Origin of the sequence: Sinorhizobium sp. NFACC03 (assembly GCF_900103435.1) — a bacterium.
GTDB lineage: Bacteria > Pseudomonadota > Alphaproteobacteria > Rhizobiales > Rhizobiaceae > Ensifer.
In genome coordinates this window covers 1-26227 of the sequence record NZ_FMXF01000027.1, presented here as the reverse complement: position 1 = coordinate 26227, position 26227 = coordinate 1, and the positions used below count along the sequence as shown (strand labels likewise).

Here is a 26227-nt window from a genome sequence, read left to right as displayed (position 1 = left end):
AAAGAGATGAGCAGCAATGACAGACTGCGCTACAATCCCGCAGACCTGGAACTGGTGCGGGAGACCACACCACAGGACCTCAGGGAATGGATCGTCCGGACGATCGAACGTATGGCAGGCAAGGTGCCCGCAGACCTACTAGACCGGCTTCCCGACCCACATGTCGTGATCGCGCCCTTGCTGGACGCCATGGTGACGGGAGACACACTGTGGCTGTGCCGAAGCAAACATAGGGGCGTGCTCTATGGCCATGAGGGCATAGCCCTGGTCCGTGACGGGCAGCCGATCATCTACCTCCCGGTTGTCAACTACTAAGCTGGCGCGTCGGCGGCAGGCGTGGCCGCCGCATCGGCTGCCGCCGCAACAGGAGCGCCAGCAAAGGCACGGCGACCGTTGAAACTCCGGCGGCGCAAAGGAAAAAGGCGGAATAGCCGAAGCGCTCGGCGATCCAGCCGGCACCCAGACCGCCGGCCATGCTGACGAGGCTGTCCATGCACTGGAACAGAGTGAAGTCGACACCCGCCTGGCGCGGATCGGCCCAGCCCATGAATTGGGCATAGAGCGCCACGAAGCCGATCGCCATGACGCCGGAAGAACTGGCGACCGCGAGTGCCATTACCAGCGGCCGCGAGACATCGGCTGACGCCCCGACATAGGCGAAGGCGACAAGCATCGTGACCTGCAAGAGCAGGGCGCCGATCAGTACTGTCGCGGCACCGCAGAGCCTTACGAGCAAGCCGCCGAACAGCGCCCCGCCGAAACCGACAAGCATGCTGCCGACGCCATTGAGGACGCCGACGGAGGCGAGGTCGAAGCCGTAGTCGATCAGGAAGGGGCCGAGCATCGCGAGGCCCCACTTCTGCGCCGAGACGTAGATCGCCGCGAGCAGCAGCCCTTTGCGCACCTCCGGCCGGCGCAGTGCGGCCTTGAGCGACGGCACATGGCTGCGCGTTGCGCTCGTCGGACGCGAACCCGGGCCAAACAGGAAGGGAAGGCCGAGCAAAAGCACGACGAGCGCCATCACCCAAACGGCCGGCGCCCAGCCGAACCGATCGACCAGAACCAGAAACAGCCCGGCGCCGATCGCTGAGCCGACATAGGAGCCGCCGACCTGGGCGGCATTGCCCCAGCCGTGATGTTCTTCCGCCAGCGTCTCGACGGCGTAGCCGTCACAGGCGATGTCGACCGTCGAGGTGAAGAGCGCGATCAACACCAGGCAGGCGAGCACCGGAGCAAGCCGCTCCGGCCCGAGCAAGCCCAGCACCGCGAGCATCGTGGCAGAGAGTGCGCCGCCGGCAATCACGATGACAGCCGAGCGGTTGCGGCCAACCGCCGGCAGGCGAAAGCGCTCCACCTGCGGCGACCAGAGGAACTTCAGTGCCCAGGGCAACACCGTGAGGTAGACGAGGCCGATCTGGTCGAGCGGCAGGCCTTGGGTTCTGAGCACCGCCGGCAGGCCAAGCATCGTCAGCCCGCCGATCACGCTCTGCGCCACATAAAGCCCGCCGACCGCGAAGAAGATCGCGGCCGGCGATGGCCTTGGCAGATGTGCCGAGGGCTCGGTCATCAGAAGCGGTAGCGCACGCTGGCGACGACCTTGCGGCCTTCGTCGAAGTAGCAGAAGCCCGTGGTGCAGAGCTGCTCGACCTCGTTGAAGAGGTTGGTGGCATTGAGTTGCAGCCGCACGCCCTCGAAGTTCGGATTGGCGGCGCCGAGATCGTAGCGGACCGACGCGTCGACGAAGGTGCGCGCCTGGTTGTTCAGGATCGGCGTGTGGACGTTGTCGCCGAAGCTCGACCCGACATAGCGCACACCGGCACCGACGCCGAGTCCCTCGAGCACGCCGGATTGCACCTCGTAATCCGCCCAGAGCGAGAACATGTGGTAGGGCGAGGAGTTGAGCTGGTTGCCGAGCGTTTCCGAGGTCAGCTTGGTGATCTCGACATCGTTGTGGGAATAGGAGGCGATGAAGTTCCAGCCATTGTCGAGCGAAGCGGTGCCTTCAAGTTCGAAGCCGCGCGACTTGAGGTCGAGCTGTCGCAGAAGGTTCAGGCCGGACGACGTCTCATAGACCGTGGCGTTTTCCTGGTCGATGTTGAAGACGGCGGCGGTGATCGTCGCGTTCTGGCCGGGGATTTCATATTTGACGCCCGCTTCCCACTGCTTGCCGAGCGTCGGCATGGCCGGGGTATCCGTTCCGCCGAGATTGATGATCACGCCCGGATTGGAGACGAAGGCGGTGCCATAGCTGACATAGGGCATCATGCCGTTCGGCAGCACATAGCCAAGGGCTGCACGCGCCGTCGTTTCGCTGTCGTCCCGATTGAACGGAGAACCGTCGACCGAATACTTGTTATCCACCCAGTCGTGACGCAAGCCCGCGGTCACGCGCCAGGCGTCATATTCGATCTGGTCCTGGATGTAGATGCCGATGCCGCTTTGCGATTGCTTCTGGGTGGAGGTCAGCTTCGGCACATAGGTGAAATCGTCCGTGAAGAGGTCCGGCCCGCTGCCCTGCTGCGAGGTATATTTCATGTAGCTGTAGTCAATGCCGGCAATGAGCTGGTGTGCTGCGGCGCCGGTGTCGAAGTCGAACTTCAGATAGGTGTCGCTGGCAACGCCGGTATTGTCCTCGACGGTCAGGCCCGGATACTTGGCGAATACCCACTCCTGCCGCGTCGAGATGTCGGAGTAACGCAGCTTGTGAAAGAGCGTGACGTTGTCTGAGAGCTCGTGTTCGAGCTCATAACCGATACGCGCCTGCTTCTGGGTGAAATCGTTGAAGCGGGCGTCGCCACCATAGGTCGGGATCGCGCCGATCGACTTGCCGTCCGGCCCGTAGCGGTTGAGATAGCCCCAGGTGCCGCCGGTGGTCGAATCCATGTATTCGCCGAGCAGCGTAAACTTGGTGCCCTCGTCCGGCTGCCAGGTGAAGGCGGGCGCGATGAACAGACGATCGTCCTTGACTGCCTCGATCTCCGTGCGGCCGTCGCGTGCAAGGCCGGTCATGCGGTAGAGCATGGTGCCTTCGTCATCGAGCGGCCCGGAAACATCGAAGGCGCCCTGCACGCGGCCGTAGGAGCCGTACTGGACTTCGACCTCACGCAGCGGATCGCTGGTCGGCCGCTTCGACACGATGTCGACGATGCCGCCGGACGAGCTGGCGCCATAGATCGAGGCCGCCGGGCCGCGCAGGGTGGCGATCGCCTCGACGCCATAGGGCTCCAGCCGGAAGAGGCCGTTCGGGCTGGCAATCTGGCGCAGGCCGTCGCGGAAGATGCCGGTCAGCGTCAGGTCGATGCCGCGCACCTTGAAGGCGTCGAAGCGCGGCTCGGCTCCGTACTGGCCGACGCGGGCGCCGGGCGTATAGTTCAACGCCTCCTGCAGGTTCTGAGGCTTCAGGTCCTGCAACTGTTTCTGGCTGATCACCGACATCGACTGCGGCGTCTGCATGACCGGCGTGTCGGTCTTGGTGGCGATGCGCGCCGATTTCGCGACATAGCCGTCGGTCTCGACAATACCCTCGGCACCGGTCCGCTCACCGGTCGCGGTGATTTTTTCGAGTTGCGTCGCGCCATCCTTGACGACGGCACCGGTGGTGATCGTCGCATCCGACGGATCGAAGATCTGCACGGTCTTCTCACCGACGAAGCGATAGCGAAGCCCGGTTCCTTCCAGAAGCGATGCAACGGCCGCTTCCGTCGCCAGCGTGCCGCTGACGCCGCTGGTGGTCTTTCCGCTCGTCAGCATGCTCGGATAAAGAAGGCGCAGGTCGGCCTGCTGGCCAAGTTTCAGGATGCCCACTTCGAGGGATCCCGCGGGAACGGCGAACGCCTTCGGCGCAATGATCGCGGCCGGAGCCGTTGTCGCCTGTGCCTGGACCGCCGTCGCGCAGGCGATGAAAGAAACGCCGGCAAGCGCCAGGCGTGTGAAAGAACGGCGTCGTGATCCGCGACCCTGCATAATTCTCATCCGAGATCCCCTACTCAACTCCTGGGCAGGCTGCCTCGAACCATGTGCAGCGCCGCCATTTCTGAATAAGAGTTCGCAGGACACCATCTCCTGACGTCACCAGGGGAATTTTTTCGTCGGACTTCTGGTCCCAATCAACGGGAGCTGAGCTTAAAGGCCCATAAGTCAGGCCGGCGAGAACATCGGGTTGCCGCTAGCGGTCGCCGCGGCGGGAACCTCTTCTTGCATGACATCCCAGTGCTCGACGACCCGGCCACCCCTCACCTTGAAAATATCGACGGCAACGAGCGGTTTCGGACCCCAGCCGACATAGCGTCCATGGACCATCACGAGATCCCCCTCCGCAACGACCATGCCGATCTCGTAGGACAGATCCTTCTTCAGGGTCGGAATAAGCGCGGCGATTGCCCCGGACCCGTCGGGAATTACGGGATTGTGCTGGACATAATTGGGCGAAAAGTAACGCTCGACCACGCTGACGTCGCGCTCGATAAACGCGCCCTTGAGCACCTTCAACACAATTTCCTTTTTGCTCTCCATCTTCAACTCCTCCCTCTATCTACTGATAGATAGATCAGACTGTTGCGGTCCGCTTGTCAGTGGCCTATCACTATTGGAGCATCCGCGGGGATTTGAATGGACATACGGACGGCAATTCTCAATTCAGCCGAGACCCGAATGAGGCGCGGCGGTTTCCACGCCTGCAGCTTCCGGGAAATCGCGGCAGATGTCGGGATCAAGAGTGCAAGCGTCCACTACTACTTCCAGACCAAGGAGGACCTCGGCTCTGCTCTCGTCGCCCGCTACAGAGAGAAAGTACTGTCGGCGCTGGGCAGCCCGGCGGTCGGTCGACCGCTTGCGCTGAAGCTCGAAACAATGCGTGCTGTCTTCCGTAGCGGCCTGATCGGGGGTGAGGGCGCGTGCCTGTGCGGTATCCTGGCGGCGCAGGATGCCAGTTTGCCTGCCGCCGTGCGGACTGCGGTTCGCGACTTCTTTGACGGATGCAATGAATGGCTTCGTGGGGCGGCCGTGTCTTCGGGAGCGGAAAATCCGGAGGCAATCGCACTACACGTGACAGCGCTGTTGCAGGGAGCCCTGATCCAGGCCGTGGCGCTCGACAGTGTGGAAAGCTACGACATCGCCACCGCGCGGCTCGCGGCTCTCGGCATATGATGCCGCCAAGCGACGATTTTCTCCGCAGGATGCCGTCCTAGCGCGACTGAACGACGACCATCAGGCCCGAAATCCGCATGACACGCAGCGGCAAACTGGCTTCGAGAACCTGCAGCGCGGCGTCGGTGTCGTGCAGATCGAAGATGCCGGAGACTTCGAGACCGCCCGCCGCTTCATCGAGCAGCAGGATTCGACCGTGACGGTAGCGCTCGAGGGTCGACAGGACGTCACGCAGCGGGCGGCGGGAAAAGACGAGCTTGCCGTCGCGCCACGCCGTTCCGGCCGCGACATCCGTCTTCGACAGGGACAGGCGTCCCTGTTTGTCGATCGTTGCTACCTCGCCCGCACCCAGGATCGCTTTCTGGCCGGCCGCCTCGACCTCAACGCGGCCCTCCTCCACCTGGACGCCGGCGGCTCGTTCTGCACCGGCCGTGCCTACGGAATACCGGGTCCCCAGTGCCATCGCGCTCAGCGCTCCCTCTTCGACCACAAACGGCCGAAGCGGGTTCTTCGCAACGGCAAAGAATGCTTCGCCGCGCAGGAGCCGCACCTTTCTGCGGCCCTGCCCGTAGCGAACCACGAGGGCCGTGTCGGTGTTCATGTCGACTTCGGTCCCGTCCTCCAGGGTGATCCGCCTGATTTCACCGACGCCGGTGTAAAAGTCGGCGCGCCAGCGGTCGCCGTAGGGCGTCGCGAGCGCGAGCATGGCGAAACCCGCTGCAAGACAGAGCCCGACGAAACCGCCGACCCGACGGCGGCGTTGGGCGTGCAATTCACCGAGGCGCTCGCTGGGGATCGGCACGTCTCCGAGATCGCTCCAGAGCGCCCGCAATTCTTCATAGGCCATCCGGTGATCGGGATGTGCGGAAACCCAGAGCTCGAACGCCGCACGGTCGGCGGCCGTCGCGTCGTCGGACTGCAACTTCGCAACCCACGTCGCCGCCGCTTCCAGAACGCTGTCATCGATGGTCTGGCGATTGCCGTTCATGCGCGTCTTCCGGTCGAACTGAAAATGCCATCAAGCGAACCCTCCAAGGGAATCGCCTCAATCATCTTAGAGTTGAAAGATCGGTTTGACCTGACGTTCGCTCAGAAAATAATCTCGGCGCGCATCTTCCGGCATTCGAGCAGCGCTCGGATGATATGCTTTTCGACCATGTTTCTCGAGATGCCGAGCTCATCGGCGATCGCGCCGTTGCTCAAGCCGTGCAGGCGGCTGAGGATGAAGACCTGCTGGCAGCGGTTCGGAAGGCCCTGGATGGTGCGCGCCATGATCAGCAGGCACTGGCGGGCGTTGACGATGCGATCCTGGATCGGTCTGTCCTCCGCATGCTCCAGGCCTTCGCTGTCCTCGACGAACATCGCTCGCTCCCGCGCTGCTCGCTCGGACGCGACCCGCGCGACCGAGCGGGCGACCTGGAACAGATAGGCCTGTGGGTTCTCGATCAGCGTCGAGCGCGATGCCTCCAGCATGCGCATGAAGGTCTCCTGGGTGGCGTCGACGGCGTCCTCGCGGTTTCTGAGGCGGCGGCTGAAGAAGCGGCGGATCCTGCCCTCTTCCCGCTCGTGAAGCCCCCGCACCATCGCATCGGTCATCAATCTGCCTCTCCAGCGTGCGGCTGTCGCACCATCATCCTGAACGTACGGCCCGGTCGCTGCCGCTTATCTTGAATACGTTACTCATGTTTCATAAGTGAAGCGGAGGTGTGCTGCAATGCACTGACGTGCGGCATGACGAACCGAAACTGCGTCAGGACCGGCCGCGCCGTCTATTGGAAAAGGACTGTTGCGCGAAGGCCACGGCGTCTGGTGCGGGCGCGCCCCTGATTGGCGGCTCAGGTTCGTCCCTTGCTCGGCAAAACACTCTCGATGGAACTCAGCTCCGAGGCGATGCGGTCTATCAGCAGTCGCACCCGGCGCGGCTGGACGGTGAGCGGCGGATAGACGATCTGCAATCCCGTCCCACCTATAGAGAAATCCTTCAGGAGTTCGACAAGGGCACCGGACGCCAGGTCCTCGGCAATGTCCCAGACGGATTTGAGCGCGATGCCGTGCCCCGCGCGACACCATTCCCCAACCACCCCGCCGTCATTGGCGACGCGCCTCCCGCGCACCATGACCTTGTGCGGCTTGCCATCGACCTGAAAAGCCCACTCCCTGTCGAGATTGGCACCGAAGCGCATGATGATGCAGTCGTGACGGGAAAGATCGTCCGGATGCTCCGGCCGGCCCCTGGCCTCCAGATAGGCGGGTGCGGCGCAGACGACCCGACGGTTTTCGCCGAGCGAGCGCGACCGGAGCGTACTGTCGGCAAGCACGCCGTGGCGGATGGCGAAATCCATGCCCTGCCCGACCAGATCGACGTAGCCATCGGTAAGGTTGAGATCCACCGTCACGTCGGGGTGCTCGGCAAGGAAGCGGTCGAGGATCGGCACGACGTAGCGTCTACCCATGTCCTCCGGCGCGCTGAGCCGGATCGGACCGGAGATCATGCGGGCGCCCGAGCGAATTCCGCTCTCGAGTTCGTCGGCCTCCGCCAGCAGCCGGCGGGCACCATCGACCAGCAGGCGCCCCTCCTCCGTCAGGCTGATTGCGCGCGTCGTGCGTTTCAGAAGGGCAGCACCGTAGTGGGCTTCAAGCGCCGCCAACCGCTCGGAAACAGAGGCCGGCGACAGGCCCTTTTCGCGACCTGCGGCGGAAAGCCCACCCTTTTCGACGATCAAAAGGAACAGAGCCAGATTGTCGAGCAACATCTTTCGCCTCTTCCGAAATATAATTTTGGAAATAAGCCAATTATCCGGATGCACCGCAAGAGCTAAATTCCTTCCCGAAAGGAGACGCGGCATGCATCTCGACCACGTGACCATCCGCACAGGCGACATCGCGGGCACGCGCGCATTCTTCGAGACGGTCTTCGATCTGACCGTCGGCGAGCGCCCGGCGGCGATCCGGCGCATCCCGGGCTACTGGCTCTACGCCGACGGCAAACCGATCGTGCACATCATCGGCAGCCAAGGCAGCAGTTTCGACCGGGGGGCCGAGGCGATCGACCACGTCGGCTTCCGGCTCGACAACTACACCGCCTTTCGCGCCAGGCTCGACCGGCTCGCCATTCCCTACTCGACCATGGACCTTGCCGATATCGGCGAGCGCCGACTGTTTCTGCGCACGCCCGGCGGTCCGTTGCTTGAAGCCGTCTTTTCCGAACCCGTTCCCCCACATTCCACTGGAGCACGAGTATGACCATGACATTCAATGACAATACAATTTCCGTCGTCATCGGCGGCACGAGCGGCATCGGCGCCGCCGTTGCCAAGGCGCTGATCCAGCGTCCCGGCCGGGTCGAGATCGCCAGCCGCGCCACCGGCCTCGATATCGCCGACGCCGCTTCCGTTGCCGCCTACTTCCGCAAGCTCGGGCCGATCGACCATCTGGTCGTCACAGCCGGTTCTTCCGCCCCCGGCGGCAAGGTTGCCGATATCGATCTGCATGCCGCCAAGGCCGCCTTCGACGTCAAGTTCTGGGGCTCGATCGTGCTCGCCCGCGAAGCCGCCAGGTACATGCGCCCAGGCGGCACGATCACCTTCACCTCAGGTTTTCTCGCCCGCCGGACTGTTCCCGGCACCTTCGTCAAGACCGCGATGAATGCTGCTCTCGAGGCCGTGGCGAAGATCCTGGCCAGGGAGCTGGCGCCGCTGCGCGTCAATGTCGTCAGCCCCGGATTGACGCAGACCGAGGCCTATGCCGGCATGGCCGGCGACGCCCGCGACGCCATGTTCGATCGCGCCGCAGCGACCTTGCCCGCCGGCCGCTTCGGGCAGCCGCAGGACATCGCCCACGGCTACCTCTTTGCCATCGACAATCCTTTCGCCACCGGATCCGTCATCGACATCGAAGGCGGCGCGCTCATCAACTGACGCAAACCCGTTCCCACATTTCCCCCGCAAAAGGATCGCCCCATGCAGACAACGCTCTTTTCTCCGGTCTCCCTCGGCTCGTTGACCCTGCCGAACCGGATTGCGCTCGCGCCGATGACGCGGGCGCGCAGCAGCCAGCCGGGCAACGTCCCGACCGCGCTGATGGCCGAATACTATGCCCAGCGCGCGTCGGCCGGTCTCATCGTCACCGAAGCAACGCAGATTTCGAGCCAGGGCCAGGGCTATTCCTTCACGCCCGGTATCCATTCGCCGGAGCAGATCGCGGGCTGGCGCTTGGTGACCGAGGCTGTCCACAGGGCCGCCGGTCGCATCATGCTGCAGCTCTGGCATGTCGGCCGCATGAGCCACGAGAGCTTCCATGAAGACGGCCGTCCGGTTGCGCCGTCTGCGCTTTCGCCGGACGCCAAGGTTTGGGTTGTCGATCCGGAAACCGGCGTCGGCACTATGGTCGACAGTCCCGTCCCGCGCGCCCTGGAAACTGACGAGATCGCCGGCATCGTCGAGGACTATCGGAAGGCGGCCGCCAACGCGATCGCCGCCGGTTTTGACGGCGTCGAGCTCCACGGCGCCAATGGCTACCTGATCGACCAGTTCCTGCGCCGCTCCTCCAACCAGCGCCATGACCGGTATGGCGGTCCGGCGGAAAACCGCATCCGTTTCCTGGTCGAGGTCGCTGAAGGCGTCGCCGCGGAAATCGGCGCAGCTCGCGTCGGCATCCGGCTTTCGCCGTACATCACCCAGCGCAACATGGAAGACGACGAGATCATCCCGACGATCCTGAAGGCCGCGCATGAGATCGACCGCATCGGCCTTGCCTATATTCACCTGGTTGAGGCGGATTGGGACGATGCGCCTGATATCCCCGAAGACTTCCGCCGCGACCTGCGCGCCGCCTATTCCGGCCGCATCATCGTCGCCGGCCGTTACGGCAGGGAGAAAGCGGAGGCGATCCTCACCGCCGGCCTTGCCGACATCGTCGCTTTCGGGCGTTCCTTCATCGCCAATCCGGACCTGCCGCGCCGGCTGAAGGAAGGCTTGTCGCTTGCGACCTTCGACGGAACCAAGCTTTTCGGCGGCAGTGCCGACGGATATTCTACCTATCCGGCCCTGGAGGACGCCGCATGAGCGCGCCATTGACGGAACACGAGCGCGCGGAAGCCCTGGTCAACGATCGCATCGGCACCGAACTGGTGCTAGAGGAAGAGAGCCTGCGCATCTGGCATCTGCGGCTGAAGCCCGGCGAAACGCTTCGTCCCCATCGCCACGACCGGCCCTATTTCTGGACGGCGCTGACCGATGGTTTCGCACGCTCGCGCTCGGGCGACGGCAAGGTCACGGACGTGATCTACCGCACCGGCGACACGCGCCAATTCAGCGACCTGACGCCGGAGACCGCCTTCGCGCACGATCTGACCAATACCGGCGACGCCGAACTCGTCTTCGTCACCGCCGAATTCACAGCCCAAGACCATTCGTCCATGACAAGGAGCAAGCCATGAAAGCCGTCGCCCTCACCCGTTATCTCCCAGTTTCCGACCCGCAGTGCTTCCTCGATGTCGACCTGCCGAAGCCGGAACCCAAGGGGCATGACATTCTGGTGGCCGTCCATGCGGTCGCCGTCAATCCGGTGGATGTGAAGATGCGCGCGCCGAAGGACAAGATCGAGGAAACGCCGCGCGTGCTCGGCTGGGACGCCAGCGGCGTGGTCGAAGCGGTCGGCCCGGATGTGACCCTGTTTAAGCCCGGCGACCATGTCTACTACGCCGGCGACCTCACGCGATCCGGCACGAACCAACAATATCAGCTTGTCGACGAGCGCATCGTCGGGCGCAAACCGAAGGCGCTAAGTTTCGCCGAGGCAGCCGCCCTGCCACTGACGACGATCACCGCCTATGAAGCCTTCTTCGACCGGCTCGGGATCGACCGCGACGGTGCGGATCGTGGCCAGTCGATCCTGATCGTCGGCGGCGCCGGCGGCGTCGGATCGATCGGCATCCAGCTTGCCAAGCGCGCCGGGCTTACCGTGATCGCCACGGCCTCGCGGCCGGAGACCATCGCCTGGGTGAAGGAACTCGGCGCCGACCGCGTCGTCAGCCACCGCGAGCCGCTGGTTGCCCAGGTCAGGGCGCTCGGCTTCTCCCATGTCGACCACATCGCCATCTTCAACGACATGCGCCATTGGGACGACGCGGTCGAGCTGATCCGGCCTCAAGGGGGCATCGTTTCGATCGACAACACCGACGTGCCAATGCCGATGGCGGGCATGAAGACCAAGGCGGCAAGCCTGCACTGGGAATTCATGTTCGCACGCCCGATGCACCAGACACCGGACATGATCGAGCAGCATCGGCTGCTGTCCTTCGTCGCCGACGAGATCGATGCCGGACGGCTGAAAACGACGCTTGCCGAGGTGCTGTCGCCGATCAATGCCGCAAACCTGCGCGAAGCGCACCGGCGCATCGAGACCGGTGCTGCCAAGGGCAAGATCGTCATCGAAGGTTTTGAAGGCTAGCGCACCCAGCTACCGATCTAACTGAAATCGCTCGCCGCGACGTAAATCGCGGCGAGCACCTCGAGGCCAGCCTGATCCTCGGCATCAAAACGGTTGGGGCTCGGGCTGTCGAGATCGAGCACGCCGAGCACTCTGCCATCCTTGAGCAGAGGCACGACGAGCTCGGAGCGGGACGCGGCATCGCAGGCGATATGCCCGGGAAAGGCATGCACATCGGGCACCAGCATCGTCTGCCGTTGCGCGGCGGCAGCCCCGCAGACCCCTTTACCGACCGGAATGCGCACGCAGGCGACCTTGCCCTGAAACGGCCCGAGCACCAGCTCGCCATTCGGCCGCAGGAAATAGAAACCGGCCCAGTTCAGATCCGGCACCAGATCGAAAATGAGCGCCGAGAGATTGGCGGCATTGGCGATGAAGTCACGCTCGTCGTGCAGAAGCCCGCCGAGCTGGCCAGCCAGCTCACGATAGAATTCGGCCTTGTCACCGGCTTCGATTGTCTTTGCGGCAAACACTGTCTTACCTTTCAATCTTCGCATGCGTTGGCGCTCTGTGGCGGCGCGGCAATGGTCGATCGCTCCTGTGTGACCATTCGCGTGCAGCAATACCACCAACCTCGAACGCAGCAAATTGCGATCGCTCCGCACACTCAATATATCCAACCCGATATATCGATTCCATACGCACGCACGGGACTTTCGCAGCAATCCCGGAACACCAGGTCGCCGGCATGGTACTCGCAGAATTCGAGGCGTCGCGGAACGATTTGAAGGACGCGTCCGCGATCGAATGCCTGCTCGATATCGTGGGGCCGCTGTTGGGCACGCGCCAGCCGGCATAAGCGGCTCGCGGCTTGTCACCCGTCCGTTTCCGGAGCGGCCTTCACCCTTGTGATGATCTCGCCGAGCACCAGGTGCAGAGCATCGCGGTAGCCGTTGCGGGCTGACGGTCCGCTCTCGGCCGAGGTCATCACCACAGTCAGATCGAGGCTCGGCACGATGTAGAGCATCTGCCCGCCGTAGCCCCACGCGAAGTGTACCTCCTCGCCAGCGATCTGGCGGCCGAACCAACCGTAACCGTACTCGTCCCCGGAGAAACGCGAATTGGTGCGGTGCTGCCAGGATGCTGCGATCCATTCTGATGACACAAGCTGCTGGCCTGAGGTCGCGCGGCCGCCATTGCGGTAGAGTTCGCCGAAGGCAAGCAGGGAACGGGCGCTCATCGCCATCTGGTTGCCGCCGAGATAGATGCCTTGGGGATCGCGATCCCAGGCACCGATGCGAAAACCCTCGAGTAGCCCCAGCCAGTCGCTTGCCAGCGCCAGGGTCGACTTGCCGCTGACCTTCGTCAGGATCGCCGAAAGCAGGTGGGTCGATGCGGTGGAATAGAGCATCTCACCGCCCGGGTCGTCGTCGAAGGGCTGAGCGAGCGCCGTACGCACCCAGTTGCTGCTCGCGACCCATCGGCCATAGTTCGGCCCCGACAGCCGGCCAAGCCCGGCCTGCATCGACAGCAGGTTGCCGATGGTGATGTCGTTGATGCGCGGATCAGGCGAAGCCGGCAGGTCCGTCTTCAGGATCGGCGCGATCTTCTGGTCCGGCCCTTCGAGCAATCCCTTGTCGATCGCAATGCCGACCAGCGCCGAGATGATCGATTTTGACGCCGACTTGATGTTGGTCGCGTCGGTCACGCGGTTGCCGCGATAGCCGCGCTCGGCGAGGACCTTGCCGTCACGCGCGACGATCACGGTCTTCAGGGGCTCAAGCTCCTGCCGCGAAGCCAGTTCTTCCATCAAGGTCGAAACCGGCGCCACCACCTGGGCAGCCGCCGGCAAGGTGAGCAACGTCAGGACGACGAGTGCCAAGGCGACGATCCGGGCGAAGAGAACGGCAGCAAATCTGAACATGGAACAGCATCTAAGACGATCTTCCGCCGCCGTCATCCACTGCACGGCCATCTCACGGCGATTTGACAACCGGGTGACTGAAAGGCCGTGGCGCTGACCTCAGGCCGTCGGTTGCCTTGCAAAGGCCTCAACGAAACGCCGCAGGCTCTGTTCGACGAACTCCGCGACAGGCACTTCTGGGTCGAAACTCCACCAGAGCAGCGATCCCTGCCATTGCGATGCCATCAGGAGTCCGAGTCCAGGGGCAGCGGCGGGCAATCCCGAAAGACATTCGTCGAGCACGCCGGAAAGCACGTCGCGCCACGTCGCCCCCCGCGCACGGAGCAGCGGGTCCCGTAGGTCTTCCCGGAGAATTCGGAGATCGTCGGCATAGGATTCGATGGCGCCATAATCGCCGGACAGGCCGACGAGCAGCGCGATGGCTCCCTCCGGCGTTCTCGGCACCATCGCCACCAGCTCCGCCGTCTGGCGGTCAAGGCCGTCCCAGGCCTGGTTGAGCGCGCGCTGGATCAGCTTCGTTTTGTTTTCAAAGCGCTGCACGAGCGTGGCGCCAGAAAGGCCGGTGCTTGCGGCGAGCGCCGCGAACGTCAGGCCATCCGGCCCTTCGGCTCGCATCAGCGCGAATGCCGCCACCAGCACCTCTTCGTCTGGCATCGTTTTTGGTCGTGGCATCTTGACTCTCATTTATAACCGAACAATCATTTATATATCACGTTCAAGAGAAAGCACCAGCGGCTATCGGCCCCAAGGAGGAAAACCATGACTCTCGAAGGAAAAATCGCTCTGGTTGCCGGCGCGACACGGGGCGGCGGGCGCGGCATCGCTGCGGAACTCGGCGCCGCCGGCGCCACCGTCTACGTGACCGGCCGCACCACAAGGCAACAGCAATCCGAATACAAACGGCCCGAAACGATCGAGGAAACGGCCGACATCGTCACCAGCCTCGGCGGCAAGGGTATTGCCGTTCAGGTCGATCATCTCCAGCCGGACGAAGTCGCAGCGCTGGTCACGCGCATCCGCCGTGAACAGGGGCGGCTCGATATCCTCGTCAACGACGTCTGGGGCGGAGAAAACCTGTTCGAGTGGGAGAAGTCCGTCTGGGAGCACAATCTCGAGAACGGCCTGAGGCTTCTGCGCCTCGGCATCGACACCCACCTGATCACCGCGCACTACGCCCTGCCCCTGATGATCGAGAAGCCGGGCGGGCTGCTCGTCGAGGTCACCGACGGCACCGCCGAGTACAATGCCACTCACTACCGCATTTCCCCCTTCTACGACCTCGCCAAGGTGGGGGCCAACCGCATGGCCTGGGCCCATGCCAAGGATCTGGCGCCGCACTGTGCGACCTCGGTTTCGATCACGCCCGGCTGGATGCGCTCCGAAATGATGCTGGAGCATTTTCAGGCGACCGAGGAAAACTGGCTGGAGGGGACCAAGGTCCAGCCGCACTTCGTCATTTCCGAAAGCCCGCGTTTCGTCGGCCGCGCCGTGGCGGCGCTGGCGGCCGATCCGGACAAGGCGCGTTGGAACGGCCAGTCGCTGTCGAGCGGCGAACTGGCTCAGGTTTACGGTTTCACCGATCTCGACGGCTCGCGGCCCGATTGCTGGCGCTATATGCGCGAGGTGATGGAGGCAAACAAGCCGGCCGATGTCACTGGATATCGGTAAGCCTGATGTCGCATGCCGCTGCGGCTTCTCGATGCATCCCGCCCAATAGAGCGCGAGAAATGACGGTCATGACAGCGGCCGAGCTTGAACCGAAAGGCCGGCTCCTGTAGGTCCCGGTTCGACGGAACGGCGCGGCAGCGCAATCAGGTGTGATGGAAGATGGCGTCGCGGGATCGTTATTCGAGAAAGCTGGAATGCGCGAAATGCGGGGCGTCCGGTTTCGCTGAAGCCTCTGAAAATGACAAGGCGAAGGGCGGCAATCGCGGCTTTCTCATCGACGTCATGCCCAAGGGCTTTTCGACCGAGCGCACCTCTCCCGACCCCGCCAAGCACATGGTCCGCTGCCGCTGCGGCAACGTTTTTGCGTTCAGGCAGAAGACCGTCTACGCGCCCGGCAGCGAGCCACGGGGCTGACGCGCCTGGGGCAATCCGGCGCCCGTGTTGAGAAAAAATTCACCATCTTGTCTCAACATCGACCCAATCGGCGGGCAGCTATGGCGGCGCGCGTTCAAGTATTGTTGATCGCCAGCGCCCAGGACAAAGGCTTGCAGCCAGGGCTGCCACCGCTTAATCGCTGAACTAAAGCCGACCCGCTGTGCGTCGAACGCATGCCGTCGGTAACCGCGCCGAACGCAAGACGCTGGGCGGCGGCAGCATAGCCAGGAGCCCGCATGCGGCGCGAGACGATACAGAGCCCCTCTTCCCAAACGCCCTCCACTGGCAAGTTTTTCACGCAGGTGCGCCGGATGCGGCATGCTCTGGCGATCGGCGCGATGGCACTTGCGCTTTCCAGCTGCATGGCGCTCGATGCCGATGACGTGCGCGAACCGCCGCCGATCCCGGCCAAGCTGATCGCCGCCATGGCGAAGAACGGCAGCAAGCCGGAAAGCCCGGTTCTGGTGCGCATCTTCAAGCAGGAAAGCGAACTGGAAGTCTGGAAACAGAACAAGCAGGGCCAATACGCCCTGCTGAAAACCTACCCCATGTGCCGCTGGTCGGGGAAGCTCGGCCCGAAGACGAAGGTGGGCGACCGCCAGGCGCCGGAAGGTTTCTACCATGTCTCGGCCGGCATGCTGAATCCGAAGTCGCAGTATTTCCTGTCCTTCAATCTCGGCTATCCGAACCGGCTGGAATCGGCGCTCGGCTACACCGGCGAAGCGCTGATGGTGCATGGAGCCTGCTCGTCGTCGGGCTGCTACGCACTGACGGACCAGGGCGTCGGCGAGATCTACTCCGTCGTCCAGCGCGCGCTTGCCGGCGGTCAGGGCACCTTCCAGGTGCAGGCATATCCCTTCCGCATGACCGCCGAAAACATGGCCAAGTATCGCGGCGATCCGAATTTCGATTTCTGGAAGAACATCAAGCAGGGCTACGACATCTTCGAGACGACGAAGCGCCAGCCGAAGGTTTCGACCTGCGGTCGCCGTTATGTCTTCAACACCGAATTCGCCGATGGCGAGCCGTCCGATCCGCTCGCGGCCTGCCCCGCCGCTGCGACGGCGCCAGACGCCGGGCTCGTGGCAAAGCTGCAATCGGAGGACGCGAAGCTCGCGGGCCTGATGGCAAACCAGACGTCGGCGCCGCTCAACGCCTATGTCGACGGCGGGATGCATCCGAGCTTCCGGGCGCTCCTTGAGAAAAACGGCGCCGAAAAGCTGGCAGCGAAGATCTCGGGAACTAAGTATCCTATCAGCCGACCCGAAGCGGCGCTGGCGGATCCCTACGCCGGCCTGTGATCGTTCGTCGGCTGGCGACGCACAATTGACCTAAAAGACCGGTTGCATCGCCAGAAGCGAACACAGGACGATCGAGGGTTCCATGCCTGAAAGAGAGATCCGCCGCCGCACATTCCTGCAACTCTCCGCGGGGTTCGCGGCCGTCGGATTGGCAGGCTGCGCCTCGACGCGGCCGACGGTGACGCGCTCCTATGCGCCGGAACCTATCCCAGAGACGAACGCCTTCCTTGCCGATATGTACGGCGAGAAGCCGAACGAACCCTATCCGCTGCCGGCCATCCCCTACGAGAAGATCGAGCCCCGCTTCTACCGCCAGATGGTCGCCGATCCGACTGGCGAGAAGCCGGGAACGCTGGTCGTCGACGTCGGCAACCACTTTCTCTATCGGGTCTACGAGAATGGCCAGGCGATGCGCTACGGCGTCGGTCTTGGGCGCGCCGGCTTCGCCTGGGCCGGGCGCGGCGTCATCCAGTACAAACGCGAATGGCCGCGCTGGAAACCGCCGAACGAAATGGTGGCGCGCCAGCCCGAGCTGCAACAATTCAGCATCGAGGCCGGGGGCATGGACCCCGGGCTCAAGAACCCGCTCGGCGCGCGCGCCATGTATATCTTCCAGAACGGCGAGGACACGCTCTACCGCATCCATGGCTCACCGGAATGGTGGACCATTGGCAAATCGGTATCCTCGGGTTGCGTGCGCATGATCAACCAGGACGTGGTCGACCTCTACAATCGCGTGCCAAACGGCACGCCGATCGTCGTCACCGATCTGTCGGGCGGTGGCATGGTGCAATCGCAGCCGATGCCGGAAATACAGCCACTTCCGGACTCCCAGCCACTTCCGGATTCGCAGCCACTGCCGCAGCCGCAGGACTACATGCAGATGGGACCGGACGGACTTCCGCCGCCTCAACCGCTCTGAGGCAAGCCGTCCGGTGATAGCTGGAAGGTTACGCCAAAGCGTAGCGCGTCACAAGACGAGCAGCGGCGTCTTACCTCTGACGCGATCGTAGAGATCGATCGCGTCCTGCTGCAGCATGCGCACGCAGCCGGCGGATGCGTTCTTGCCGATCGAGCGCCACTGCGGCGAGCCGTGGATGCGGTAGAGCGTGTCCTGACCGTTCTGGAAAATGTACATGGCGCGCGCGCCGAGCGGATTGTCGAGGCCCGGATCCATGCCGCCGGCGTCGATGCCGTATTTCTTGAGGTGCGGCTGGCGCGCTACCATGTCGTCCGGCACCGTCCAGCGCGGCCACTTGCGCTTCCAGTGCACGACCGCGCGCCCCTTCCAGGCGCGGCCCGCAGCACCGAGACCGACGCCGTAGCGGATGGCGCGACCGCCCGGCAGTACGTAGTAGAGGAACATCGTCTGGGTATCGACGACGATCGAATGGGCCGGCTCGTTGGTGGCATAGGCCACTTCCTGGCGCAGGAACTGCGGCTTGATCTCACCGTACTGGATGCCCGGAACGTCGTAGCCCTCGTCCTTCACCGGCGCATAGGCCTTGGCGTAGTCGAAGGTCTTCGTCGCCACGCCCGAGGCATCGGCTGCCTTCTCCGGCGAGCCACCGTCCCCGGCGATCGGCTCGATCAGCTTCGGCTTCGGTTCTGGTTTCGGGATCTGCGTGCAAGCGCTCAAGACAGAGCTGGCGATCACCGCGAGCAGCGAGCGGCGGGACAAATTCATCGACACGTTATTCTATTCCAGGTTGGGGATTTCGGTAGGAAATGTTCTGAGGAGAGGCCCGAGGCTGTTGGGCCGAACCGTGACCGAAATGTGGTGAAAATCATTCTTTGGCGTGGATCGCCGCTCGCTGAGAGCACTCGTTTCCAGAGTGTTGCAGAATTCCCGCGCCACCTCCGTTGGCTGCCTTAGCCAATGGCCAGATCGCCCTTCGTGGGATCCGGAATGACGACGATGGTGCTGCCGTCGCGCACCTGATCGTAGAGGTAGACGACATCCTGATTGAGCAGGCGAATGCAGCCCGACGAGACCGCCTTGCCGATCGAATGCGCCTCGGGACTACCGTGGATGCGATAGAGCGTGTCCTTGCCGTCCTTGTGGATGTAGAGCGCACGGGCGCCGAGCGGGTTCTTGATCCCCGGCGGCATGCCGCCATTGGCGATGCTGTAGGGGGCGAGCTTCGGTTGGCGCGCGACCATCTCGTCGGGCGGCGTCCAGCGCGGCCATTTGCGCTTGTAGGCGACGATCGCGCGACCGGACCAGACGAAACCCTCGCGGCCGACGCCGATGCCGTAGCGCATCGCCCTCCCGCCGGGCAGTACATGATAGAGATACTTCGCCGGCGTATCGACGATGAGCGTGCCGGGCCGCTCGCCGCTCGGATAATCCACCTCCTGTCGCCAGAACTTCGGATCGACCTCGGCAACCTTCACCTCGGGGATCGGAAACTCTTCATCCGGCATCGCGTAGTACATCGGCGGCACGACCGGCCCGGCCGCGGCGCGGACGGGTGTTGCCGCCGCCAGCACCACCGCCGGCGTCGGGCGCGCGGTCGCGCAACCAGTGACGAACAGCGAGGCTGCTCCGACGACAAGGCTACGGCGGGTGAGCGTGATGCCGGTCTTGTGATCGGCCGTGGATGAAGAGGGCTCGTTTGGTTCGGTCATATCGGGCATTCAACGATTCGATTGTTGCAATGCCGCTTCAGAGGGAAGTCCTACCTTAAGGCTGCCTTAAGGGAGCGAGTTAAGAGTTCCGCTCTCAAAAATGTGAGGAATAGCAATGCGAGTCCTGATCGTCGAAGACGACGATATCCTCAGAGACGGGCTGAAGGTCGGCCTGGCGCTGGCCGGATTTACCACCGATGCCGTCGGCACCTCCGACGCTGCGGCGACGGCGCTCGCCGCCAACAGCTTCGACGCGATCGTACTCGACCTGATGCTGCCGGATGGTTCCGGCATGGATATCCTCAAGGACTTGCGCTCCAGCCAGAATGACACTCCCGTGCTGTTGTTGACGGCCCGCGACACGGTTCGCGATCGCGTGGCCGGCCTCGACACCGGCGCCGACGACTACCTCGGGAAACCCTTCGACCTCGACGAAGTGGCCGCGCGGTTGCGGGCGCTGTCTCGGCGGTCTACCGGCCGCGCGACGGCGGCGATCGAATGGGCAGGCCTGCGGCTCGATCCCGCCCGGCAATCGGTGGAACAGGCCGGCAAGCCGGTGCAGCTCTCGCGGCGTGAGTATTCGATCCTGCACACGCTGATGGCACAGCCCGGCGTCATCTTTTCGAAAACCAAGCTCGAAGACAGGCTCTACGGCTGGCAGGAGGAAATCGAAAGCAACGCCGTCGAGGTTCATATCCACCACCTGCGCAGCAAACTCGGCCCCGACCTGATCGAAACCGTCCGGGGCATCGGCTATCGGCTGGGTGGGGCCGGCTGATGCGGTCGCTGCGCACTCGCCTCTTCGCCATACTGTTGATCACGACAGGACTGCTGTGGCTGTCAGCGACGGTCTGGATCTTCCTCAGCACGCGCGCCGAGGTCGAGCGTGTGCTCGACGCGCGGCTGATGGAGGCCGCGCGCATGGTGAATTCCCTGATCGTCAGCCCCGACATGATGAAGGAGGAAGGCGACGGTGACGCCAACCGTGCGGCGCAGAGCGCGATCAAGATTCCGGTTCTGGAGCACCCGCACTACGACCGGCAGCTCTCCTGCCAGATCTGGTCGCTGGACGGCACGCTGATCGGCAAGTCGGACAGCGCTCCCGACACCACGCTCGCGCCGCATGCGATGGGCTTCTCGGAAACCGTCATCAACGGTGAGACCTGGCGGGTTTTCGCGGTTGAGAATGCCAGCCTCGGCGTGCGCGTCCTCGTCGGCGACAATCTTCGCATCCGCGACCGGCTGGTCAACGATCTGGTCAAGGGCCTGCTGCTTCCCGCCCTTCTGATCATTCCGTTGCTCGCCGTCCTGATCTGGCTCAGCGTCGGGCGCGGGCTGGCACCGCTTCGGAAACTTGCGGGCGATCTCGCCGCGCGCGAGGCTTCGGATCTGCACGCGATCGAAGACGTGGGCACGACGCGTGAAATCAGCCCGGTGTTGAAATCGCTGAACGGCCTCTTCGCCCGCGTCGCCGGTGCCCGCGAGCGCGAACAGAACTTCATCGCCTTTGCCGCCCACGAACTGCGCACACCTCTGGCCGGCCTCAAGACGCAAGCCCAGGTCGCGCTTGCCAGCGACGACGGCGAGATCCGTGAGAAGGCGCTCGGCCAGATTGTCGCCGGGGTCGACCGGACCGGCAAGCTGGTGCGGCAACTGCTCGACATCGCCTCCGTCGAGGCCTCCGAGACTGCCAAGCCAGCAGGGGCCTTCAATGTCGGTGAAATATTGACAGATCTTCGGACCGAACTCGCCGGCCAGGCTCACCGGGTCGACGTCGCCATCGACCCGCACCTCTTGGGTGTGAAGATCGAGATGGATCCGGACCTGTTTCGCCTGGCGGCGCGCAACCTCCTGGAAAATGCGATCAACCATTCGCCGCCTGGCGCAACAGTCTCCTGCACCTGCGAGATGGCGGCCGGCCGCCTCGTCATTGTGATCAACGACACAGGCCCCGGCATTCCCGACGAGGAGATGCCGCACGTGACCGAGCGCTTCTTCCGCGGCCGCTTCAAGACATCGGTCGGCAGCGGCCTGGGCCTCAGCATCGTCGAACGGGCGCTGGATCGTACCGGCGCGGAGCTCGAGCTCCGCAACCGGGAGCGCGGCGGTTTGTCGGCCCGCATCGCGCTACAGCAAAGCCTCATCCGGTGACCAGCCTCCGGGCCGAAGCACAAACCTAGCTCGAAAGGAGGCGTTGACCTCAGGATCAGGCGTGACACGCTCAGGCATGGTTTACAGCGGTCATCGGCGAGAGCCCAATCTCCGGATGGCGCGAACTGAGAGGAGAAAGTCATGGCAGCGAACGGCAGCTACAACGGAAAATGCTTCTGCGGCGCAGTCGAGATCGAAGTGAGCGGCGATCCGGCCGCCATGGGCTTTTGTCATTGCAATTCGTGCCGGACGTGGTCGGCGGGACCCGTGAATGCCTTCACGCTTTGGCCGCCGGAGAAGGTCCGCATCGTCAAGGGCGCGGACAATCTTGTCGGCTACCAGAAGACCGCGACGAGTGTGCGCAAATGGTGCAAGGCCTGCGGCGGTCACCTCATGACCGAGCATCCGCTCTGGGGCGTGACGGACGTCTTTGCTGCGGTCATCCCGACACTGCCGTTCAAACCCGCGCTCCACGTCAACTATCAGGAGACGGTGCTGCCGATGAAGGACGGCCTACCCAAGTATCGCGATTTCCCCCCGGCATTCGGCGGCACCGGAGAATTGATCGCGGAGTGAATCAGGGCGCAGCCGGAGCGATGCTCGCCAAATAGTGCTGAAGGGCTGTGCGCGTGTTGACGAACAGGCGATCGGGGCCGAGTTGATCGGCAAAACCGGAGGCCCGCACATAGGCGAGCACATCCGGGTTCAGCTCGGCCAGCCAGACGGTGACCCCGTGTTCGCTGATGCGACGCTCGCCCTCCATCATCATTTGCAGCGCGGAGTACTCGATATCGAAGACCCGGCTCATGTCGAGCACGAGAACCTTGGGCTTGTGCTTGGCGACCAGCATCTGCGCCTGGTCTGCCACTTGCTGTGCATTGGCAAAGAACAGGCGCCCCTCCGGCCGAAGGATCAGCAGCCCTTCGAAGGTCTCGTCGTCAGGATGATCCGGCGACAGCGGCCGGAGCCGATCGGTGCCGCGCTTGCGGCCGACGACATAGACCTTCGCCGATGCCGCCTGGCGGGCCAGTCCGATGAAGGAAAGCACGATCGCGACGATGATGCCCTGCAGCGTCCCGAAGAGCAGCACGCCGAGGAAGGCCGCCAGCGCCCACTGAAACTCCATTCGCCGGACCTTGCGGACCGACCAGAAATCCGCCGGTTTGATAAGCCCGATCGAATAGACGATGACGATTGCCGCCAGGACCGCCTGCGGCAGCAGACCGAGCAGAGGCGCCAGCACCAGCATCGTGGCAGCCGCTGCAGCCGCGGTCACCAGCGACGCCACCTGCGAATGTCCACCGACGGCGCGCACGACGGCCGTCTGTGAAGTTCCGCCGCCGGCGCTCATGGCGCCGAACAATGCACCGCCTAGATTTGCAGCACCCGTTGCCAGCAATTCGCGGTTCGCCCTGATCGGCGGGTCGGAGGGGGCGGCAAATGCACGTCCCGCGGCGATGGTCTCGGTGAAGCTCATCAAGGCGATGCCGAGCGCGCCGGGCAGAAGCTCCTGAGCAAGACCGAGGCTCGGAAGCGTGATCGAAGGCAGAGACTGCGGGATGAAGCCGACGGTGGAGACACCGAGCGCCTCGAGGCCGGCGAACCAGGAAAGCGCAATGCCTGCAGCCACCGCCAGAAGCGGCGCCGGCGAATGCGGCCAGAGCCGCTCCATCGCAAGAAGCGCCACCAGCGCCGCAGCCGCAATTGCAAGCGTCAGTAGCGAGGTCTCGGACAGATGGCCGGCGATGCTCAGGATATCCCGGAAGAAGCCTTCCTTGGTGAAGTGAAGGCCAAGCAGCTTCGGCACCTGGTCGAGCACGATGACGAGGCCGATGCCGGCCTTGAAGCCGATCAGGACCGGCGAGGAGATGAAGTTGGCGACGAAGCCGAAGCGGAGAAGCGAAGCCAGGATGAGAAGCCCACCGGTCATCGCCGTCAGCGTCGCGGTTGCCGTTATCAACTTGCCGGGATCGCCATCCGGGACGGCAAGGCCGAGCTGTGTTCCGGCGAGAATGGCAAGGGTCGTGGTCGACGAGACGCTCAGCACCCGGGACGTGCCGAGAAGCGCGTAGATGATCATCGGCACGAAGGCGGTGTAGAGACCGACACTGACAGGCAGACCGGCGACCGTGGCATAGGCCATCGCCTTTGGCAGAACCACGGCAGCGGCCGTGAGACCTGCAATCACGTCGAGCCGGAAACCCGCAGTGGCACCGCGACCGTCGCCGACAGGCGAATGCTCGTTCGATGCCATCCGGACTATCCTCTGGCAGGAGCTTTCATGAAGTTATTCTAAAGCGATAGCACTGGGTAAAATCCGTTGCAAGGAACGCCTCAGCCACACTTCGGGCATCGCTTGTCGCCTACCAAAGCAGACGCTGGCAGGCTGCTCGACTTGCGGATATCTTGAGGACTGCGGGTGCCGGGCCGAGAGGAGATTTCGGCGGCAGGAAGCGAAGCCAAGGCGGACCGTCGCAGGCGTACGGAATCGTTAGCACGGCGGGCTTCCTACCCGGCGAGAGGGAGGGTTGCGTGGCGAAATCTCATCGCAGGAGCCATTCGAAAAGAATGCGGCGCCTGTTCTTCTCCAATCTCTACCAGCAACTTCAGGTGCTCTGGCCGATCTTCTCCGCAATCCTGATCGTGATGACCGGATGCGGTGTCATCATTGGCCGCATCGAGGAATGGCGGCTCGACGAAGCCCTCTATTTCACCTTCGTCACCGGGCTGACGATCGGCTACGGCGATATCACGCCCAAACACCTGAGCGCACGGCTGCTGGCTCTGGTGATAGGCTTTTCCGGCATCGTCCTGACCGGCCTCGTCGCGGCCATCAGCGTTCAGGCGCTGAACGCGACGAGCAAGGATGAAACGGACGATCGCTGAGGAGAGCGGGCCGGCAAAGTTTGCCCGCTCCCCGTCCAAGTCTGCCGAAGCTTAGCCGGCCACGAAGCGCCCTTCAGACACGATTTCGGAGAGGGCTTTGCGCGGGCTTGGTTGCTCGCGCTGTTGCAGCGCCTCCGGAAGCAGAGCCTTGTCGCCGAGGCGTCCGATCGCGACGGCAGCCTCGATGCGGTAGTTTTCGGGAACTTCGAGTTCGGCCCGCGCGCGCTCGTAGTCGATGCCGGCCATGCCGTGCGCCTGCCAGCCGGAATGGGCCGCCTGCAGGGCGAGTGCACCCCAGGCGGCGCCCGTATCGAAGGAATGGGTGTAGGAAGGCATCTCCTCGCTGGCGCCTGGCGGCAGCAGGGAGGTTTTCGACAGCACGAAGATGAGGGCCGAAGCCTCTTTTGCCCAACTGCGGTTGAACTCGTTCAGAAGACCGAGCAGCTTCTCCCAGTCCTGTCCGCCGCGGCGGGCATAGACGAAATGCCAGGGCTGGGCATTGTAGGCTGATGGCGCCCAGCGGGCGGCCTCCAGGATTTCGAACAGTTCGGCCTCGGAAATCTCTTCGCCCGAGTAGGCCCGCGGCGACCAGCGTTCGAGAAAAAGCGGATTGATCGCGTGATCCGCGACGCGTGAATTCACATGCAATGTCATGGGGATGGTCCATTCATCGGCGACGTGCTGCCGCCTTTCGGGTTGGTCATTGACGACCGAAGCTTTCGTATCGGTCGCAACGACTTCTCAAGGTCGAGATTTCATCGGAGAGTTCGGCGATGCGGTCCCTGAGCTCATTGGCCGTGCCGTCCTCGACATCGTCGAAGCCAAAACAGTCCCGCGCCTCGTGCAGTTCCAAACGGCCCTGCAGGACCTCGCGAATTGCGCTCAAACGCTCAAATTGCCGCAGCATACTCATCTCGGACCTCATTTCAGCCGATCAACGCAAACCTGCACCGACCGGAGGCGTTTCTGCCAGCTCGATTCCTGACCGAGCCTCTCCGAGATTATCCACTTAAATAGTGGATTAAAGGAATTCTGACCCAAAGAGCGAGCGAGAGATGAAAAACTGCTCCGCTTTTGAAAAACTGCTCCGCTTTTGATGCTGTGGACGGCTCCTCCGCCGGCATCGCGATGTGCCATATTTGCGGTGTTGTTAGGGACCGCATGGGAGGAGCCATCCATGGAAGAGATTACCACGATTGGACTCGACATTGCCAAGTCGGTGTTCCAGGTGCACGCCGTTTCCGCAACTGGCACGGTGGTCGTTCGCCGACAACTGAAGCGCCGCTATGTTGTTCAGTTCTTCGCGGGCCTCAACCCCTGCCTGGTGGGCATAGAAGCCTGCGCAACAGCCCATCACTGGGGGCGGGAGCTGGCAAAACTTGGCCACGAGGTTCGGCTGATGCCGCCAGGCTATGTGAAACCTTACGTCAAGCGCAACAAGAACGATGCTGCTGATGCCGAGGCCATTTGCGAAGCGGTGACGCGCCCGAACATGCGGTTTGTCCCGATCAAAACAGTGGATCAGCAGTCAATCCTGATGCTTCATCGTACCCGTATGCTGTTCATTCGCCAACGCACGATGACCATCAACGCCGTCCGCGCTCATCTCGCCGAGTTCGGCATCGTCGCGGGTATCGGCCGCAATGGGCTGCAGGTG

General features: G+C 63.5%; 30 protein-coding genes. 16 read left to right on the top strand and 14 right to left on the bottom strand.

Translation table 11 applies throughout. The features are described from left to right. Positions 1-6 precede the first annotated feature (6 nt). The gene (locus BLU35_RS26625; protein ID WP_093235180.1) at positions 7-315 is read left to right on the top strand and encodes a hypothetical protein; all 309 of its coding nucleotides are present in this window, start codon (positions 7-9) and stop codon (positions 313-315) included. Here BLU35_RS26625 and BLU35_RS26620 read toward each other — a convergent pair. The 3 genes from BLU35_RS26620 to BLU35_RS26610 all read right to left on the bottom strand — a co-directional run bounded on the left by BLU35_RS26620 (position 305) and on the right by BLU35_RS26610 (position 4512). Next, positions 305-1567 (bottom strand): MFS transporter, encoded by a 1263-nt coding sequence (locus BLU35_RS26620; RefSeq protein ID WP_143033004.1) that lies wholly within the window; start codon positions 1565-1567, stop codon positions 305-307. The two genes, BLU35_RS26625 and BLU35_RS26620, sit on opposite strands and share 11 nt — an antisense overlap. Beyond that, positions 1567-3972 carry a TonB-dependent siderophore receptor gene (locus BLU35_RS26615; protein ID WP_093235179.1) on the bottom strand — a complete coding sequence of 802 codons (2406 nt, stop codon included), beginning with the start codon at positions 3970-3972 and terminating at the stop codon, positions 1567-1569. The genes BLU35_RS26620 and BLU35_RS26615 overlap by 1 nt, the downstream gene beginning before the upstream one ends. A gap of 165 nt (positions 3973-4137) precedes the next feature. Further along, positions 4138-4512, bottom strand: a complete 375-nt coding sequence (locus tag BLU35_RS26610; RefSeq protein WP_093235178.1) for a nuclear transport factor 2 family protein — start codon at positions 4510-4512, stop codon at positions 4138-4140. A gap of 96 nt (positions 4513-4608) precedes the next feature. Here BLU35_RS26610 and BLU35_RS26605 point away from each other — a divergent pair, with 96 nt between their 5' ends. Next, positions 4609-5145, top strand: a complete 537-nt coding sequence (locus tag BLU35_RS26605; protein WP_093235177.1) for a TetR/AcrR family transcriptional regulator — start codon at positions 4609-4611, stop codon at positions 5143-5145. 37 nt (positions 5146-5182) lie between these two features. On the opposite strand, the gene BLU35_RS26600 is transcribed toward BLU35_RS26605, so the two are convergent. From BLU35_RS26600 to BLU35_RS26590, 3 genes are all read right to left on the bottom strand, one after another. Then, on the bottom strand, positions 5183-6133 hold the full coding sequence (locus tag BLU35_RS26600; RefSeq protein ID WP_093235176.1) for a FecR family protein: 951 nt from the start codon (positions 6131-6133) through the stop codon (positions 5183-5185). 101 nt (positions 6134-6234) lie between these two features. Next, positions 6235-6741 carry an RNA polymerase sigma factor gene (locus tag BLU35_RS26595; protein WP_093235175.1) on the bottom strand — a complete coding sequence of 169 codons (507 nt, stop codon included), beginning with the start codon at positions 6739-6741 and terminating at the stop codon, positions 6235-6237. Positions 6742-6980: 239 nt separating this feature from the next. Then, complete coding sequence (locus BLU35_RS26590; protein WP_093235174.1) at positions 6981-7898, bottom strand: LysR family transcriptional regulator; 918 nt, start codon at positions 7896-7898, stop codon at positions 6981-6983. Positions 7899-7989: 91 nt separating this feature from the next. Between BLU35_RS26590 and BLU35_RS26585 the strand changes: the two genes are divergently transcribed. From BLU35_RS26585 to BLU35_RS26565, 5 genes are read left to right on the top strand one after another with little or no spacing between them, the layout of a single operon-like run. Further along, positions 7990-8388 carry a VOC family protein gene (locus BLU35_RS26585; RefSeq protein ID WP_093235173.1) on the top strand — a complete coding sequence of 133 codons (399 nt, stop codon included), beginning with the start codon at positions 7990-7992 and terminating at the stop codon, positions 8386-8388. Further along, a complete protein-coding gene (locus tag BLU35_RS26580) occupies positions 8385-9062 on the top strand; it encodes an SDR family oxidoreductase (RefSeq protein WP_210185166.1) in 678 nt (225 codons plus the stop codon). The genes BLU35_RS26585 and BLU35_RS26580 overlap by 4 nt, the downstream gene beginning before the upstream one ends. A 42-nt stretch (positions 9063-9104) precedes the next feature. Next, positions 9105-10208 carry an alkene reductase gene (locus BLU35_RS26575; RefSeq protein ID WP_093235172.1) on the top strand — a complete coding sequence of 368 codons (1104 nt, stop codon included), beginning with the start codon at positions 9105-9107 and terminating at the stop codon, positions 10206-10208. Continuing rightward, the gene (locus BLU35_RS26570; RefSeq protein WP_093235171.1) at positions 10205-10582 is read left to right on the top strand and encodes a cupin domain-containing protein; all 378 of its coding nucleotides are present in this window, start codon (positions 10205-10207) and stop codon (positions 10580-10582) included. The genes BLU35_RS26575 and BLU35_RS26570 overlap by 4 nt, the downstream gene beginning before the upstream one ends. Beyond that, complete coding sequence (locus BLU35_RS26565) at positions 10579-11595, top strand: zinc-binding alcohol dehydrogenase family protein (protein ID WP_093235170.1); 1017 nt, start codon at positions 10579-10581, stop codon at positions 11593-11595. The genes BLU35_RS26570 and BLU35_RS26565 overlap by 4 nt, the downstream gene beginning before the upstream one ends. 17 nt (positions 11596-11612) lie before the next feature. Here BLU35_RS26565 and msrC read toward each other — a convergent pair whose 3' ends face one another. The 3 genes from msrC to BLU35_RS26550 form a co-directional block, all read right to left on the bottom strand. After that, a complete protein-coding gene (msrC, locus tag BLU35_RS26560) occupies positions 11613-12107 on the bottom strand; it encodes a free L-methionine (R)-S-oxide reductase MsrC (protein ID WP_093235169.1) in 495 nt (164 codons plus the stop codon). A gap of 341 nt (positions 12108-12448) precedes the next feature. Beyond that, positions 12449-13498, bottom strand: coding sequence for a serine hydrolase domain-containing protein (locus tag BLU35_RS26555; RefSeq protein WP_093235168.1), 1050 nt, complete (start codon positions 13496-13498; stop codon positions 12449-12451). 99 nt (positions 13499-13597) lie between these two features. Then, positions 13598-14170, bottom strand: coding sequence for a TetR family transcriptional regulator (locus BLU35_RS26550; protein ID WP_093235167.1), 573 nt, complete (start codon positions 14168-14170; stop codon positions 13598-13600). An 87-nt stretch (positions 14171-14257) separates the two neighbouring features. On the opposite strand from BLU35_RS26550, the gene BLU35_RS26545 reads away from it, so the two are divergent. The 4 genes from BLU35_RS26545 to BLU35_RS26530 all read left to right on the top strand — a co-directional run bounded on the left by BLU35_RS26545 (position 14258) and on the right by BLU35_RS26530 (position 17824). Further along, on the top strand, positions 14258-15166 hold the full coding sequence (locus tag BLU35_RS26545; RefSeq protein WP_093235166.1) for an SDR family oxidoreductase: 909 nt from the start codon (positions 14258-14260) through the stop codon (positions 15164-15166). A 159-nt stretch (positions 15167-15325) separates the two neighbouring features. Next, positions 15326-15580, top strand: coding sequence for a hypothetical protein (locus BLU35_RS26540; protein WP_093235165.1), 255 nt, complete (start codon positions 15326-15328; stop codon positions 15578-15580). Positions 15581-15912: 332 nt separating this feature from the next. After that, positions 15913-16902: a L,D-transpeptidase family protein gene (locus BLU35_RS26535; RefSeq protein WP_093235164.1), complete on the top strand. Its 990-nt coding sequence runs from the start codon at positions 15913-15915 to the stop codon at positions 16900-16902. 82 nt (positions 16903-16984) lie between these two features. Further along, complete coding sequence (locus BLU35_RS26530; protein ID WP_176907449.1) at positions 16985-17824, top strand: L,D-transpeptidase; 840 nt, start codon at positions 16985-16987, stop codon at positions 17822-17824. 48 nt (positions 17825-17872) lie between these two features. On the opposite strand, the gene BLU35_RS26525 is transcribed toward BLU35_RS26530, so the two are convergent. Together BLU35_RS26525 and BLU35_RS26520 are read right to left on the bottom strand one after the other, a co-directional pair. After that, the gene (locus tag BLU35_RS26525) at positions 17873-18589 is read right to left on the bottom strand and encodes a L,D-transpeptidase (protein ID WP_093235163.1); all 717 of its coding nucleotides are present in this window, start codon (positions 18587-18589) and stop codon (positions 17873-17875) included. 185 nt (positions 18590-18774) lie between these two features. Beyond that, the gene (locus BLU35_RS26520) at positions 18775-19533 is read right to left on the bottom strand and encodes a L,D-transpeptidase (protein ID WP_176907447.1); all 759 of its coding nucleotides are present in this window, start codon (positions 19531-19533) and stop codon (positions 18775-18777) included. Between the two features lie 115 nt (positions 19534-19648). Between BLU35_RS26520 and BLU35_RS26515 the strand changes: the two genes are divergently transcribed. The 3 genes from BLU35_RS26515 (at position 19649) to BLU35_RS26505 (ending at position 22260) form a co-directional block, all read left to right on the top strand. Next, positions 19649-20311, top strand: coding sequence for a response regulator (locus BLU35_RS26515; protein WP_093235162.1), 663 nt, complete (start codon positions 19649-19651; stop codon positions 20309-20311). Beyond that, complete coding sequence (locus tag BLU35_RS26510) at positions 20311-21684, top strand: ATP-binding protein (protein ID WP_093235161.1); 1374 nt, start codon at positions 20311-20313, stop codon at positions 21682-21684. The genes BLU35_RS26515 and BLU35_RS26510 overlap by 1 nt, the downstream gene beginning before the upstream one ends. 141 nt (positions 21685-21825) lie before the next feature. Next, positions 21826-22260, top strand: a complete 435-nt coding sequence (locus BLU35_RS26505; RefSeq protein ID WP_058329751.1) for a GFA family protein — start codon at positions 21826-21828, stop codon at positions 22258-22260. A 1-nt stretch (position 22261) separates the two neighbouring features. On the opposite strand, the gene BLU35_RS26500 is transcribed toward BLU35_RS26505, so the two are convergent. Continuing rightward, on the bottom strand, positions 22262-23938 hold the full coding sequence (locus BLU35_RS26500; RefSeq protein WP_093235160.1) for a SulP family inorganic anion transporter: 1677 nt from the start codon (positions 23936-23938) through the stop codon (positions 22262-22264). A 314-nt stretch (positions 23939-24252) separates the two neighbouring features. Here BLU35_RS26500 and BLU35_RS26495 point away from each other — a divergent pair, with 314 nt between their 5' ends. After that, positions 24253-24570, top strand: coding sequence for a potassium channel family protein (locus BLU35_RS26495; RefSeq protein WP_093235159.1), 318 nt, complete (start codon positions 24253-24255; stop codon positions 24568-24570). 51 nt (positions 24571-24621) lie between these two features. On the opposite strand, the gene BLU35_RS26490 is transcribed toward BLU35_RS26495, so the two are convergent. Then, positions 24622-25224 carry a nitroreductase family protein gene (locus BLU35_RS26490; RefSeq protein WP_210185165.1) on the bottom strand — a complete coding sequence of 201 codons (603 nt, stop codon included), beginning with the start codon at positions 25222-25224 and terminating at the stop codon, positions 24622-24624. Positions 25225-25270: 46 nt separating this feature from the next. Next, the gene (locus BLU35_RS26485; protein WP_057251848.1) at positions 25271-25483 is read right to left on the bottom strand and encodes a hypothetical protein; all 213 of its coding nucleotides are present in this window, start codon (positions 25481-25483) and stop codon (positions 25271-25273) included. Between the two features lie 264 nt (positions 25484-25747). Here BLU35_RS26485 and BLU35_RS26480 point away from each other — a divergent pair. Beyond that, on the top strand, positions 25748-26227 hold a 480-nt coding region (locus BLU35_RS26480; RefSeq protein ID WP_143033003.1), incomplete at its 3' end, for an IS110 family RNA-guided transposase.